The following is a 14,304-nucleotide window of genomic DNA, read 5'->3' on the forward strand; positions in this document are numbered from 1 at the left end:
CGAGGCACCCACACGACCCCCGCACCCCGATACGAAGCCAAAACGCGGTCTGGGGTGGCTTGTCAAGGCATCTTTCCCGCCTTGACAAGCCACCCCAGACCGTCGTAACAATCAGGCTTCGGGGTGCCCCACGCAACAACAACCCCTCAAGCATCACGCCGATTCAACAACGCAGTACCAGCCCCAAGCCCAACCAAAGCCCACACGAGACAAACCAACACCCCCACCCAAGGCCCGTACGGCGGCAAACTCCCCAACAACGGATTCACATCCCCAGGCGGAACCATCGCATTAACCCCAGCGAACGCCGGAAAATAATTCATCGCCTCCGGAAACACATACGAAGACATCAACATGGGCAACGGCAGCAGCAACACAATCACCACCACCAACGTCCCAGCCGCACTGCGCAACACGAACGAAACCCCAAGGCAAAGCACCCCGAGCAGCGCGAAGTAAGCCCCCATCCCGAGCGCAGTAACCGCCCCCTGCGACAGCGACGTGGAACCCCCAGCCCCACGCATCACCACCGAAGCGACACCCATGCCGACGAGAGAAACAACCACACCGTAAACGAACAACACCGGCACCAGCACCGCAGCCTTAGCCACGGTAACCCGGCCCCGAACCGGAACCCACTGCAGCGTAGACCGAATCGACCCGCTGGTGTACTCGCTCGTCACAAACAACGTCGCCACCGCAAGCACACAGAACTCAACCAGATAAATCGCCCCGGCATTGACAATGCCGTGCGCCGACTGCTGCCGATCATCGCCGACATGCTGGGAAATTCCCGACACGACGGAGTAGAACGCCATCAACAGCACTCCGCCGATCAACGACAGCCACGTCGCCCGCACCGACCAAAACTTGGTCCATTCCGCGGAAATCGCCAGCTTCGTCATGCCGTCACCCCGTATTCCACCGATCCGGCAGTCAGTTCCATGTACGCCTGCTCGAGCGAGGCGGTCCGCTCCTCGAGGCCGTGCAACCGAATGCCCAGTTCATAAGCCAGATCCCCGACCTCGGCCACGCTCATCTCGTCGACGAGCAGTTCGCCGTCCTCCCCGGGCAGCGCCGTGCGGCCGTTCCCCCGGAGCCGGTCGGCGAGTTTCGCGCGCTCGGCCGGATCCGGCACGCGCACCGCGACCGACCTGCTCGAGTTGCCCGCGATGAACTCGCCGATCGCGGCGTCGGCGAGGATTTTGCCTTTGCCGATGACCAGCAGGCGGTCCGCGGTCAGCTGCATTTCGCTCATCAGGTGGCTGGACACGAACACCGTGCGTCCCTCGGCGGCGAGCGAACGCATCAGCTGGCGCACCCAGCGCACGCCGTCTGGGTCGAGGCCGTTGACCGGTTCGTCGAACATCAGCACCCCCGGGTCGCCGAGCAGCGCGCCGGCGATGCCGAGCCGCTGGCTCATGCCGAGCGAGAACGTCCCGGCGCGCTTGCCCGCGACGTCGCTCAGCCCGACCGTCGCCAGCACCTCCTCGACCCGGCTCGAGGCGATTCCGTTGCTGCGCGCCATCGCGAGCAGGTGTTTGCCCGCGCTGCGTCCGGGATGCATGGCTTTCGCATCCAGCAGCGCACCGACTTCGCGCAGCGGAAACCGCAGTTCCGCGTACGGTTTGCCGCGGATCAGGGCGTCGCCCGAGTCGGGCCGGTCGAGGCCGACGGTCATCCGCATGGTGGTCGACTTGCCCGCGCCGTTCGGGCCGAGGAACCCGGTCACCGTGCCCGACTCGATAACCGAGGTGAGGCCGCTGACCACCGTTTTCTGGCCGTAGCGCTTCGTCAATCCGCGAAACGTGATCATAGGGCGAAGTGTGCGCCCGCGCGGGCGCCGCGGACATCAGCCGACCGTCTCCGGCCGACCCCGACTTTAGACAGGGGTCAGCGCGACCGGCGGGTGGTGTGCCGGGTGGGCTTGGCGGTCGCGGGGTCCTCCGGCCACGGGTGTTTCGGGTAGCGGCCGCGCAGGTCCGCACGGACGGCGGGGTATCCGTTGCGCCAGAAGGATTCGAGATCGGCGGTGACCGCGGCCGGGCGGCCGGCGGGGGAGAGCAGGTGCAGTACCACCGGCACCCGGCCGTCGGCGAGCGCCGGCGTTTCGGTCCAGCCGAACGTTTCCTGCAGCTTCACCGCGAGCACCGGCTGGTCGCCGCGATAGTCCACGCGGTAGTGCGAACCGGACGGGACCTCCAGCCGGTCCGGGGCGAGGTCGTCGAGCCGCGCGGCCTCGGGCCACGGCAGCAGGCCGCGCAGGGCGGCTCCGGCGTCGACGTTCGCCAGATCGGCGCGGCGGCGCACCCGCGAGAGGTCCAGCCATGTGTCCACATCGGACAACAGCGCCTCGTCGGTCATCGACGGCCACGGCTCGCCGAGTACGCGGTGCAGAAAGGCGAGGCGTTCCCGGAGCCGGGTGCCGTCTTGGCTCCAGCGCAGCAAACCGAGGCCCTCGGCGCGGAGCCCGGCGACCACGGCGTCGTGCACGAGCTGTAGATCCGGGTTGCGCAAAGGCTTTTCTGACAACACGATCGCGCCTAACCGTCGGACATGCCGGGCGACGACATCGCCGTCCCAATGCACTTCGTCCACTTCGGATACGAGTGTTGGCGCGGCTCGGGTCGCCAGAGCTTCATCGGCGGTCGCGGCGAGCCGGATGGTGCCGTGTACTCGGCCTGGGTCGCGGGTGGCTTCGGCGACGGCAAGCCATTCGGCGTCGCCCAAACCGCTGCCGTGGGGCAGTTCGGCTGCGGTGCCGCTGGCCATCAGATACACCGGGGCTGAGCCCGCGCGACGTCGCGCCAAGCGTTCCGGATGTGCGAGAGCGACGACCAACGCGGCGTCGGGAGAACCCTTCGACGGGGTATTTACCAAAGCTGCCAACCGTTTCGCGTCCCGCTGCCATCGGCGGGCCGCGTCGTCGTGGGCGGAACGGAGCCGACGCAGTTCGGCTTCGACGTCAGTGAGTGTCGCGCCGGAGTCCAGCAGCGCAACCACTTCTGCGGCCGCGCGGGCTCCGACGGCCTCCGCGCCGTCCAGCAACGCGCGTGCCAGCCGGGGATGCAAGCCGAGGTCCGCCATCTTCTGGCCGCGCGGCGTGACAGCACCGTCGGCGGTGGTCGCACCGAGTGTCACGAGCAGGCTTCGCGCGGCGGCGAGCGCGCCTTCGCCAGGCGGATCCCACCAGGCGAGCCCGCTTCCGTCCGGAGTGGACCAACAGGCGAGTTCCAAGGCGAACCGCGCCAGCTCGGCGGTGCGGATTTCGGGTTCCGGGTACGCGGGCAGCGTCGCCTGCTCGTGCTCCGGCCAGCAGCGGTAGGCGCGACCAGGAGCTTCGCGGCCAGCGCGACCTGCGCGTTGTTCGGCGACCGCCGCCGAAACCCGCACCGTGGCGAGCCCGGCGAGGCCGCGTCGGTGATCCACCCGAGGCACGCGTGCGAGACCGGAATCCACGACGGCGCGGACTCCGGGCACGGTCAGGCTCGATTCGGCGACGGCGGTTGCCAGAACCACCCGGCGACGGTCTCGCGGTCGCAACGCGTCGTCTTGCCGGGCGGCGGACAGTCGTCCGTGCAACGGCAGCACGTCCGCGTCCAGCGAACTCAGCAACGCGGACGTGCGCGCGATTTCCCCGGCGCCAGGGAGGAACGCGAGCACATCACCGTCCCCTTCGGACAGTGCTTTCCGGACTGCCGACGCCACCGCGGCTTCCGGACGCTCCCCACGCGCTGGAGCGCGATAGCTCAGCTCGACCGGATACGTGCGCGCGTGCGCGGTGATCACCGGGGCGTCGCCGAGCAGTTCGGCCAGCCGTCCAGCCGCGACGGTCGCCGACGTCGCGAGGAGCCGCAGGTCGTCGCGCAACCCGGCGCGGACGTCGAGGAGCAGCGCCAGCAGCAGATCGGCGTCGAGATGGCGTTCGTGGCATTCGTCCAGCAGCACCGTCGACACCCCAGCCAGCTCGGGGTCGTGCTGCACCCTCCGCACCAGCAAGCCCGAAGTGACCACCTCGATCCGCGTACGCGACGACACTTTCCGATCGCCTCGTACGGCGTACCCGACCGTCTCGCCGACCGGTTCACCCAGCAGCGCGGCCATCCGCCCGGCCGCGGCCCGAGCAGCGAGCCGGCGTGGTTCGGCGACCACGACGCGTCCCTCGCCGCGGTTGAGCGCGAGCGGTACGAGTGTGGTTTTGCCGGTGCCGGGCGGGGCGACGAGCACCGCGGTGCCGTGGTCGTCGAGCGCGCTCAGCACGGACGGCAGCACCGCGCGGACGGGCAGGTCCGGCAGCGAGGCTAGGTCGGTCACTGCTCGGTGATCTCCGGTGGGTTCGGCAACGGATAGTTCGACGGCCCGAGGTTGGTCTGCAGCGATTTCAGCCAGGCCCCGGTCGACACCATCTTCCGGATGGCGTCGTTGACGGCGTGCTGGCCCTCGGTGTCGCCCTTCCGGAGGCCGACGCCGTACCGCTCAGTGGAAAACGGACGGCCGACCACCTTCAGCAGCTCCGGATTCTGCGCGGCGTACCCGGCGAGGATCACCGCGTCCGTGGTGACCGCGTCGACCTGGTTGGCCAGCAGCGCGGTGACGCAGTCCGGATAACGCGGGTACTCGACCAGCTGCACCCGCTGCGCGAACTTGTCCTTCACCATCTGCGCGGGCGTCGACCCGGTGACCGAGCAGAGCCGCCGCCCGTTGAGGCTTTCCGGGCCGGTGATGTCCGGCGACGTGAGCCGGACCAGCAGGTCCTGGCCGGTGCTGAAGTATGGGCCGGCGAAACCCACCCGCTGCTTGCGCTTGTCGGTGATCGAATAGGTGGCCACGATCAGGTCGACCGCACCCGAGGTGAGGTCGGTCTCGCGCCGCGCCGGGGTGGTCTCGTGCCAGGTGATCCCGCCGGGTTCGACCCCCAGTTCGCGCGCGACGAAAGTAGCGACGTCGACGTCGAAACCGGCGAGCCTGCCGTCGACCGTCCGCTGCGAAAGACCCGGCGCGTCGAACCGGACGCCGATGGTCAGGTGGTTGCCGTCACGCGCCCGGGTGGGAAGCGGATCGTCCTTCGACACCGCCGACGATCCGCACGAGACGCAGCTGACCAGCAGAAACACGGCGGCGAGCACTGCGCGAAATCGCATCGGTGCCTCCGCTTCGCCGGCTGGCTGCTCACATAGTTCTCAGGTCAGACGGCTAGCCTAAGCGCGTGCGCCGACTGCCCCAACCTGTACTCGACACCATCGGGACGCTGGCCCGGCTCGGGCTGGCGGCCGTGTGGCTCGTGTCCGGCGGCCTGAAGATCGCCGATCCGGGGCAGACGTACATCGCCGTGCAGGCCTACGAGGTGCTCCCGCACGCGCTGGTGCGCCCGGTCGCCACCGGGCTGCCGCTGCTGGAGCTGGTGCTCGGGCTGCTGCTGCTCGCCGGACTGGCCACGCGCTGGGTCGCGGGCGCCTCGCTGCTGCTGCTGGCCGTGCTCGTCGCGGGCATCGCGCAGTCGTGGGCGCGCGGGCTGAGCATCGACTGCGGCTGCTTCGGCGGCGGCGGGCGCGTGAACGCCGGGCAGACCGAGTACCCGCAGGAGATCCTGCGGGACACTGGCTTCGCCCTGCTCGCGGTGTGGCTGCTCGCACGGCCGCGCACGTGGTTCTCAGTCGACGGCTGGCTCGGCTGGGGCAAGGGCAGTGATTCCAGGGACTCCGGGAACTCCGGCGAGACCTCGGACGACTACCCCAAGGGCATCGCGGAAGGGAATTAGGAACAGTGGGTGGAGCTGCGCGCAACGCGCGGAAAAGCCGTCAGCAGGCGGCGGCCGCGAGGTCGGTCGCCCAGGCGCGGGGCTCGGGGAGCGACCGGAACAAGATCATCGCGGTGGTGGTGGCCGTCGTGGTGGTCGCCGCGCTCGTGATCGGCGGCGTGCTCTGGATCAACTCGAGCAAGAACGCCACGCAGGACAGCGCGATCCAGCCGGGAGCGACGCCGTCGCTCGGGCAGGGCGTGGTCGAGAAGCGCGACGGGGCCGTGGTGTCGGTCGGCAAGCCGGGCGCGCCGAAGACGATCGACCTCTACGCCGACTTCCTGTGCCCGTACTGCGCGAAACTGCAGCAGGACTTCGGGCAGCGGATCGAGAAGGCGGTCAACGACGGCCAGCTCACCGTGCGCTACCACATGGTGATCCTGCTCAACAAGAACTCGGACCCGCCGGGCTACTCGCTCGACTCGGCGAACGCCGCGCTCGCCGCCGCCGACCAGCAGAAGTTCACCGCGTTCCACGACGCGCTGTTCAAGAACCAGCCGCCGGAAGGCGGCCGCGGGTACGACAAGGGCCAGCTGATCAAGCTCGGCCAGGACCTCGGCATCACCGACCCGAAGTTCGCGCAGACGGTCAACGCCGGCACGTACGACCAGGAGCTGCAGAAGGCGTTCCAGCAGATCCAGAACGACCCGAAGCTCCAGCAGGACTTCGGCAACGGCCAGGTCGGTTTCGGCACGCCCACCGTCGCGGTCGACGGCAAAGCCGTCCCTGCTTCGGGCGACTGGCTCGGGAAGATCCTCAACGGCTGACCTGATCCGGTCAATTCGCCTGTCCGGGCACAACCCGTCCGCTAACCTGGGCCGCAGGGCTCAGGGGAGGGGCGGGTTGTGTCCGGTTTTCATGTCGACGACGGCGCGTACGAGAACTACGCGAAACAGGTCGACCCACTCGGCGACGAGGTGCGCGCGGCGGCGAAAGCACATCTCGGTCCGCACGTGACGCTGTCCGGCGACGGGTTTTCCGCCATCGGTGACGAATCCGGGTTCGCCAGCGCGTACGGCGCGCGAATGCGGGCGCTGCAGGAACGGATGCACGCGCTCGGCGGCGGCTGGCACAACGTCGGCGAGGCCGCTCGGCGCACGCAGGGCAACTACGCCGCGGTCGAGCAGGAACACGGCGACGCGATGCGCAGGCTTTCGTGAACGCACCTGTCGACCACCTGGTCCGGAATGGACTGGACACCACCAATCAGTTCGCCGCGAAGCTGAAGCACGATCCGTCGGCGATCAACGGCGCACGCGACGGGCACGTCGCGCTGCAGACGTCCGTCGGCCAGGCCAACCAGCACGCGGGCAGCCAGCGGGTGAATCTGGCGCAGTCCAGTTCCGGGGCGACCTCGGAGCGGGCGGTCGCGACGTCGAAGGACCTGGAGAAGGAAGTCCAGGACCTGCTCGACGAGAGCGCGGAAATCGAGCGCGCGGTCGCGGAGGCGGCCGAGACGCTGCACGTCGGCGAGATTCGCAATGACCAGGTCCGGGACCAGATCCTGCGGGAGATCGCGTCCTCGATGAAGGCGCTGGCGGCGGTCAACGGGATCCAGCCGCCGGAGAGCCGGGCGGCCGCGGCCCGGCAGATTCTGCTGCAGCTGCAGACGAAAATCGGGCAGCTGACCGGGCAGGCGGCGACGTTCACCGAGGAAACGCTCGGCAAGCTGACCGGGCTGGGCCAGCGGCTCGGCGGGTCGGAATCGACCTCGGCGAGCAGCGCGACGACTTCGGTGCCGCAGGCGTTCAACAACAACGGGGCGCACGTCAGCCACGGCGGTGGCGGAGGCGGCGACAGCGGTGGCGGCGGAGGCGGCGGCGGGTATGCCGGGAAGCCGCGGTTGCCGGTCGCTGTCCCGCCGCAGCCGGGCAGCGGCGTCGGGATCAACCTGCCGGGCGGGAAAACCGTGATGGCGCCCAACGAGACCGCGGCCAAGGCGGTCCGGGCGGCGTTGTCCCAGCTGGGCGTGCCGTATGTGTGGGGCGGGACCGCGCGGGGCCAGGGGCTCGACTGCAGCGGGCTGACGATGACGTCCTATCAGGACGCTGGGCTCCAGTTGCCGCGGACGGCCAAGCAGCAGACGGTCGGGGCCGAGGTGCCCTCGATCGATCAGTTGCTGCCCGGGGATTTGGTGGTGTGGTCCGGGCACGTCGCGATGGTGATCGGCGACGGGCAGATGGTCGAGGCTGGGGATCCGGTGCAGATCAGCAAGATTCGCACGACCAATGCCGGGCAGCAGTTCATCGGGTTCTACCGGCCTACGGGGTGAGTGGTGGCTGAGTTCGACATGGACCGCGCGGTGGCGCGGGTGATGGAGGAGGCTTCCCGGACCGGGGAGGCGGCGGCCGCGCGGTTCGAGCGGGCTGGGCCGGTGGTCGGGAAGGCTGCCGCGGGCGGGGTTTCGGTTGAGGTCGCGCCTGGCGGGTTGCTGACTGGGCTGACGTTGACGCGGGCCGCGTTGCGGAGCGGGTCGGTTGCCTCGCAGATTCTGGAGCTGTCCCGGCGGGCTGAGCGGCGGGCTGGGGACCGGATGCATCAGGTTCTGTCGCCGGTGCTGGGGGCGGAGGCGGTGGAGGCGCTGGGGTACTCGGCGTTGACCGAGGACGATCCGGATTTTTACGACGAAGAGCCGGTGGTGTTGTGAAGACTCGGGAATTGATTGAGCTTGCCCGTTCCCGGGAGGACGCGTTGGCTCGGGTGTCTTCGGTGATGGGGGAGGTTCGGGGGTCGGCTCATGCTCTGGATGGGTCGGTTGAGGTGACGGTGGATGCTTGGGGGGCGCTGAAGCGGTTGTGGCTTGCGCCTTCGGTGTCTGAGTGGGATCCGTCGCGGGTTTCGGCTTTGGTGCTTGAGGTTGTGCGGGTGGCTATGGCTGAGGCTGAGCAGGATTGCTACAACCGGGTGGGGTTGCTGCTGGGGGAGGAGGCGGGGTTGCTGGTGGAGGCGTTGTCCGGGCGGGCTGCTCCGGCTCGGGCGGTTGATGATGACCCGGGGATGACTGTGGAGGAGTTTCAGCGGTTGCGGGAAGAACGGCTTGGGGTGCGGCGGTTTTCTGCTCCTGTTGAGTCTGTTGAGTCTGTTGTGGATGGTGAGGAGGAGTGGGAGGGTTTTGATCCGGCTTCGTTGCGGTCGGATCGGTGAGGGTGGGTTGGGGTCTTGGTGCCTGAGGGGGCGGGAGTCGTGAAGTCTGAAGTGTCAGGGCTTTGAAGGCGGGAGATGAGTTCTGAAGGCCAATGCTTTGGGGGGCCGAGTGCTCAAAGCTCCCGAAGCTCGAGTTCCAATCTCGACAGCTCTAAGCTCCGCAGCCCGCAGCCCGCAGCCCGCAGCCCGCAGCCCGCAGCCCGCAGCTCAAAGCCCCACAGCTCAAAGCCCCACAGCTCAAAGCTCCGCAGCCCAAAGCCTGCAGCCCAAGCCCCAGGTCCTAAGCCCCACAGCCCATAGCCCCACAGCCCCAGGCCCTAAGTCCCCAGTCCGAATCCCCAACGCCAAAACCTTCCCAACCCCCAAGCCTCAACGCTCGGAGGGGCTGACGCCCCCTTCGGGGGTGGTGGTTGCGGGGGACACCCCGAAGTTTGATTGTGACTACGGCGCGGGGGTGCTTGTCAAGGCGGGAAAGATGCCTTGACAAGCACCCCCGCGCCGTGTTTTGGCTTCGTATCGGGGTTGGGGGAGGGCTGGGTGTTCTCGAGTTTGGTGGTTTGGTGCGGTGGTGTGTGGGTGCGATCCATGCTGGATCGCACCCACACCCTTCCTGTTGTTTAGCCTCGTTCGATTAGGTGGCCTACTACTTCTGGGCCTGGGTGTGCGTGGCCTGAGCCGTCTCGGCGGAGGTCTACTTCTGGGAGTTCTACCGGGTCTCCGGTGCGGCTCGCGCCTGCGGGGCGGGGGCCGATCCAGGCGACCTCTACTTGGGTTTCTCCCTTGAGGAAGCGGTGGGCTCGTACGCCGCCGGTGGCTCGGCCCTTTGCTGGGTATTCGCTGAAGGGCGTGACCTTGACGCTTTGGCCCGTTGCGGTGACGACCATGGGTTCGCCGTGTTCTTCGTCGTCCGTGCGGATGGCTCCGAAGAAGACCGCGGTGTTGTTCGCGGACAGTTTCACGCCTGCCATGCCGCCGCTCTTGGTGCCTTGCGGGCGGATCAGGCTGGCGGCGAAGCGGAGTAGCGACGAGTCGGACGAGATGAAGGCCAGGGTTTCGTTTCCGTCGGTCAGCCAGGTCGCGCCGACTATCTCGTCGCCGGGCTTGAGGGTGATGACCTCGAATTCGTCCGAGCGGACTGGCCAGTCGGGGGCGCACACCTTCACTACGCCGGCGCGGGTGCCGATTGCCAGGCCGGGGGAGTTGCCTGCCTGTTCGCCCAAGGGGGCGATGCCTACGACGCGTTCGCCTTTTTCCAGCGGTACCAGCTCTTTTGCTGCCATGCCGCCGCGAAGGGAGACCGTGCCTGCTTGTTCCGGGAGCACCGGCAGGGGCAGGACGTCCGTCTTGAACGCGCGGCCTCGGCTGGTTACCAGCAGGACCTGGCCGCGTGCGGTGGTGTGCACGACGGCCGACACGGCATCGTGTTTTACGCGGCCGTTGCGGCGGCGGACTTCTGACGCCTCTTCGGATTCCGCCGCGGTGCGGGCGACCAGGCCGGTGGCCGACAGGATCACCTGGCACGGGTCGTCGGCGACTTCCAGCGGGCCGGACGGTTTCGACGCGGCCAGGACTTCCTTCAGGTCGCCGTCGATGAGGCGGGTGCGGCGTTCGGTGGGGAAGTCCTTGGCGATCTTCGCCAGTTCCGTCGACACGAGCTTCTTCAGGACCGACTCGTCCTCGAGGATCGTGGTCAGCTCGGCGATCTCCGCGCGCAGCTTGTCCTGCTCGTTTTCCAGCTCCAGCCGGTCGTACTTCGTGAGGCGGCGCAGCGGAGTGTCCAGGATGTAGGTGGCCTGGATCTCGGACAGCTTGAACTTCGTCATCAGGCCGTCCTTCGCGGCGGCCGCGTTTTCGCTTTCGCGGATCAGCCGGATGACCTTGTCGATGTTCAGCAGCGCGATCAGCAGGCCGTCGACCAGGTGCAGGCGCTCTTCACGCTTGCGGCGGCGGTAGCGCGTGCGGCGCGTGACGACCTCGTAGCGGTGCTTCAGGAAGACTTCCAGCAGCGCCTTCAACCCGAGCGTCTGCGGCTGGCCGTCGACGAGCACCAGGTTGTTGATGCCGAACGACTGCTCCAGCGGCGTGAGGCGATACAAATCCGCCAGCAGCGCCTGCGGGTTGACGCCCACCTTGCACTCGATGACGAGCCGGGTGCCGTTCTCGCGGTCGGTGAGGTCCTTGACGTCCGCGATTCCGGTGAGCCGCTTGGACTTGTTGACCTCGTCGGTGATCTTCTCGATCACCTTCTCCGGGCCGACGCCGTACGGCAGCTCGGTGACCGTGATGGCCTGGCGGCCGCGGCTGCCCTCCAGCGGGCCGGTTTCGACGTTCGCGCGCATGCGCACCACGCCGCGGCCGGTTTCGTAGGCCTTGCGGACCTCGTCGAGGCCCAGCAGGCTGCCGCCGGTGGGCAGATCGGGGCCGGGGACGTACTCCATCAGCTTGTCGAGCGTGGCGTTCGGATGGTTGATCAGCCACCGCGCGGCGCCGATCACCTCGCCGAGGTTGTGCGGGATCATGTTGGTGGCCATGCCGACCGCGATCCCGGACGTGCCGTTGACCAGCAGGTTCGGGTACGCCGCCGGGAGCACCGAGGGCTCTTCGAGCGAACCGTCGTAGTTCGGGCGGAAGTCGACGGTGTCCTCGCCCAGTTCGCCGACGAGCAGCATCGCCTCGTTCGACATCCGGGCCTCGGTATAACGCGAAGCGGCCGGTCCATCGTCTGGGCTTCCGAAGTTTCCGTGCCCGTCGATCAGCGGGGCGTTCATCGAGAAGTCCTGCGCCAGCCGGACCATCGCGTCGTAGATCGCCACGTCGCCGTGCGGGTGGTACTTGCCCATGACGTCGCCGACCACGCGCGACGACTTCACGTACGCGTGGGTCGGGCGGTAGCCGTTCTCGTTCATCGAGAACAGGATGCGGCGGTGCACCGGCTTCAGGCCGTCCCGTGCGTCCGGGAGGGCGCGCGAGTGGATCACCGAGTACGCGTACTCCAGGTACGAGTCTTCGATCTCCGTCTTCAGCGGGCTGTCGAAGACCTGCGCGCCCGGCGAGTCGAACGCACTCGGGTCGACCCGGGTCACCGGGGTCTTGCTACGGCGAGCCATGGCTCACAACTCCTTGGGAACGAACGGAAAACTCAGACGTCGATGGCGTCGCGGTCGACGCGGTCGGACGATTCGACCAGCCAGTTGCGCCGCGGCTCGACCTTTTCGCCCATCAGCAGTTCCAGCGCCAGCTCCGCGGCCTCGACGTCCTCGAGCGTGATCCGCCGGACCGAGCGCGTCGCCGGGTTCATCGTGGTCTCCCACAGTTCGTCGGCGTCCATCTCGCCGAGGCCCTTGAACCGCGGCACCGGCGTGACGATCTGCTTGCCCGCCGCTTCGAGTTCGGCGACCTTCTGCTCCATCTCGCGCTGGGTGAAGGTGAAGATGGTCTCCGAACCGCGGCCCTTCGTGGTGACCTTGTGCAGCGGCGGCATGGCCGCGTACAGCCTGCCGTCCTCGATCACCGGGCGCATGTACTTCGCGAACAGCGTGATCAGCAGCGTGCGGATGTGCGAACCGTCGACGTCCGCGTCCGCCATCAGGATGACCCGGCCGTAGCGCATCGTCGACAGGTCGAACGTGCGGCCGGTGCCCGCGCCGAGCACCTGCACGATCGACGCGATCTCGGCGTTCTTCAGCGTGTCGCCGAGCGACGCCTTCTGCACGTTGAGGATCTTGCCGCGCAACGGCAGCAGCGCCTGGTACTCCGACACCCGCGCCATGCGCGCCGATCCGAGCGCGCTGTCGCCCTCCACCAGGAACAGTTCGCTGCGCGAGACGCCGGTGGTGCGGCAGTCGACCAGCTTCGGCGGCATCGCCGCGCCCTCCAGCGCGGTCTTGCGCCGGGCGGCGTCCTTCTGCTGTTTCTGGGTGAGCCGCACGCGCGCCGCGTCGACCACCTTCTGCAGCACGATCTTGGCCTCGGACTTGGTTTTCCGGTCCTCGGTCCAGGCCCGCACCTGCTTGTCCACGATGCCCTGGAGGACGCGCGTGATGCCGGCGGTGGACAGCTCGTCCTTGGTCTGCGACGTGAACTGCGGTTCCGGCAGGCGGACGTGGATCACCGCGGTCATGCCCTCCAGCACGTCCTCGGTGGTCGGCGGGTCCTCCTTCGCCTTGAGCAGCCCGCGCGTCTTGCCGATCACGTCCTGCAGCGCGCGGGTGACCGCGCGGTCGAACCCGCGCCGGTGCGTGCCGCCGTGCACGTTGCGGATCGTGTTGGTGAAGCACTCCACGGTGCGCTCGTAGCCGGTTCCCCAGCGCAGCGCGACCTCGACCTCGGCGTGTCGCTCCACATTGGACTGCATGACGCCGTTGGCGTCCGCCGCGTTCTCCTTGTACGTGCCCTGCCCGGTGATCATCAGCGTGCCGCAGACGGGTTTTTCGCTGTCCGGGGCGAGGAAGTCGACCATGTCCGCCAGCCCGTTCGGGAAGTGGAAGGTCTCCTCGTTGATGGTGTCCTCGAACGTGGTGCGCAGCACGTACGTGACGCCTGGCACGAGGAACGCGGTGTTGCGCAGCTTCGAACGCACGCCTTCGACGTCGAGCGCCGCGCCGGTTTCGAAGTACCGCGCGTCGTACCAGTAGCGGATGGACGTGCCGCTGCGCTCGCCGCGCTTCATCTTGCCGACGAGGTTGAGCCCGGAGCGGCGGGTGAACTTCGCCTTCGGGCCGGGGCCGTCGAACACGCCGGGCACGCCGTGCGCGAACGACATCTGGTGCACCTTGCCGTTCTGCTTCACCGTGACGTCGAAGCGGTGCGACAGCGCGTTGACCGCCGAAGCGCCGACGCCGTGCAGGCCGCCGGACGTCTTGTACCCGGAGCCGCCGAACTTGCCGCCCGCGTGCAGCCGGGTCAGCACCAGTTCGACGCCGGAAAGGCCGGATTTGGCGTGCACGCCGGTGGGGATGCCGCGGCCGTCGTCGTCCACCTGGACGCTGCCGTCGGCGTGCAGCGTGACGACGATGCGCGAGGCGTGGCCCGCCACGCCCTCGTCGGTGGAGTTGTCGACGACCTCGGAGAAGAGGTGGTTGATGCCTCGGCTGTCGGTGGAGCCGATGTACATCCCGGGGCGCTTGCGGACCGCCTCGAGTCCTTCGAGGTGGGTCAGGTCGTCGGCCCCGTACAGAGTCTCAGCGGTCACGAGGTCGTTCTCCCGGATCGAGGCGTGCTGTTCGGTGGGCAAACAGGCGGCCGGAGCAGGGGCCCCGGGCCGTCACCGTACTGCAGGATATCCGCACCCCCCGACAGGATCGGGCCGCTGCGTCCCGGATGCGGTCCGGCAGCGTGTCCCAGGTCACCGGTATAGTCCCGTC

12 protein-coding genes are annotated in these 14,304 nt (G+C 68.3%); 6 read left to right on the forward strand and 6 right to left on the reverse strand.

Going from position 1 to position 14,304, the window contains the following annotated elements; genetic code table 11:
- Positions 1-146 precede the first annotated feature (146 nt).
- The 4 genes from RPX00_RS20305 to RPX00_RS20320 all read right to left on the reverse strand — a co-directional run bounded on the left by RPX00_RS20305 (position 147) and on the right by RPX00_RS20320 (position 5,141).
- Positions 147-905 carry an ABC transporter permease gene (locus RPX00_RS20305; RefSeq protein ID WP_406641445.1) on the reverse strand — a complete coding sequence of 253 codons (759 nt, stop codon included), beginning with the start codon at positions 903-905 and terminating at the stop codon, positions 147-149.
- Positions 902-1,816 carry an ATP-binding cassette domain-containing protein gene (locus RPX00_RS20310; protein WP_406641447.1) on the reverse strand — a complete coding sequence of 305 codons (915 nt, stop codon included), beginning with the start codon at positions 1,814-1,816 and terminating at the stop codon, positions 902-904. Before RPX00_RS20310 ends, RPX00_RS20305 begins: the two co-directional genes overlap by 4 nt.
- Before the next feature lie 77 nt (positions 1,817-1,893).
- Complete coding sequence (hrpB, locus tag RPX00_RS20315; RefSeq protein WP_406641449.1) at positions 1,894-4,314, reverse strand: ATP-dependent helicase HrpB; 2,421 nt, start codon at positions 4,312-4,314, stop codon at positions 1,894-1,896.
- Positions 4,311-5,141, reverse strand: a complete 831-nt coding sequence (locus RPX00_RS20320; protein ID WP_406641451.1) for a glutamate ABC transporter substrate-binding protein — start codon at positions 5,139-5,141, stop codon at positions 4,311-4,313. The genes hrpB and RPX00_RS20320 overlap by 4 nt, the downstream gene beginning before the upstream one ends.
- Positions 5,142-5,239: 98 nt before the next feature.
- Here RPX00_RS20320 and RPX00_RS20325 point away from each other — a divergent pair, with 98 nt between their 5' ends.
- The 6 genes from RPX00_RS20325 (at position 5,240) to RPX00_RS20350 (ending at position 8,941) form a co-directional block, all read left to right on the forward strand.
- Positions 5,240-5,758 carry a MauE/DoxX family redox-associated membrane protein gene (locus RPX00_RS20325; RefSeq protein ID WP_406643030.1) on the forward strand — a complete coding sequence of 173 codons (519 nt, stop codon included), beginning with the start codon at positions 5,240-5,242 and terminating at the stop codon, positions 5,756-5,758.
- A 5-nt stretch (positions 5,759-5,763) separates the two neighbouring features.
- Positions 5,764-6,564: a thioredoxin domain-containing protein gene (locus RPX00_RS20330; protein ID WP_406641453.1), complete on the forward strand. Its 801-nt coding sequence runs from the start codon at positions 5,764-5,766 to the stop codon at positions 6,562-6,564.
- Between the two features lie 78 nt (positions 6,565-6,642).
- Positions 6,643-6,957: a hypothetical protein gene (locus RPX00_RS20335; RefSeq protein ID WP_406641455.1), complete on the forward strand. Its 315-nt coding sequence runs from the start codon at positions 6,643-6,645 to the stop codon at positions 6,955-6,957.
- The gene (locus tag RPX00_RS20340) at positions 6,954-8,069 is read left to right on the forward strand and encodes a C40 family peptidase (protein WP_406641456.1); all 1,116 of its coding nucleotides are present in this window, start codon (positions 6,954-6,956) and stop codon (positions 8,067-8,069) included. The genes RPX00_RS20335 and RPX00_RS20340 overlap by 4 nt, the downstream gene beginning before the upstream one ends.
- Positions 8,070-8,444 (forward strand): YbaB/EbfC family DNA-binding protein, encoded by a 375-nt coding sequence (locus tag RPX00_RS20345; protein ID WP_406641458.1) that lies wholly within the window; start codon positions 8,070-8,072, stop codon positions 8,442-8,444.
- Positions 8,441-8,941, forward strand: coding sequence for a YbaB/EbfC family nucleoid-associated protein (locus RPX00_RS20350; RefSeq protein ID WP_406641459.1), 501 nt, complete (start codon positions 8,441-8,443; stop codon positions 8,939-8,941). Before RPX00_RS20345 ends, RPX00_RS20350 begins: the two co-directional genes overlap by 4 nt.
- A gap of 617 nt (positions 8,942-9,558) precedes the next feature.
- Here RPX00_RS20350 and RPX00_RS20355 read toward each other — a convergent pair.
- Both RPX00_RS20355 and RPX00_RS20360 read right to left on the reverse strand, forming a co-directional pair.
- On the reverse strand, positions 9,559-12,048 hold the full coding sequence (locus tag RPX00_RS20355; RefSeq protein WP_406641461.1) for a DNA topoisomerase (ATP-hydrolyzing) subunit A: 2,490 nt from the start codon (positions 12,046-12,048) through the stop codon (positions 9,559-9,561).
- 32 nt (positions 12,049-12,080) lie between these two features.
- Positions 12,081-14,132, reverse strand: coding sequence for a type IIA DNA topoisomerase subunit B (locus RPX00_RS20360; protein WP_406641463.1), 2,052 nt, complete (start codon positions 14,130-14,132; stop codon positions 12,081-12,083).
- Positions 14,133-14,304 lie beyond the last annotated feature (172 nt).

Source organism: Amycolatopsis sp. WGS_07, assembly GCF_045278895.1.
Taxonomy (GTDB): Bacteria; Actinomycetota; Actinomycetes; order Mycobacteriales; family Pseudonocardiaceae; genus Amycolatopsis.

Coding starts and splice junctions, on each gene's coding strand:
- RPX00_RS20305 (WP_406641445.1), bottom strand. CDS start 905: ATGACGAAGCTGGCGATTTCCGCGGAATGGACCAAGTTTTGGTCGGTG.
- RPX00_RS20310 (WP_406641447.1), bottom strand. CDS start 1,816: ATGATCACGTTTCGCGGATTGACGAAGCGCTACGGCCAGAAAACGGTG.
- RPX00_RS20320 (WP_406641451.1), bottom strand. CDS start 5,141: ATGCGATTTCGCGCAGTGCTCGCCGCCGTGTTTCTGCTGGTCAGCTGC.
- RPX00_RS20355 (WP_406641461.1), bottom strand. CDS start 12,048: ATGGCTCGCCGTAGCAAGACCCCGGTGACCCGGGTCGACCCGAGTGCG.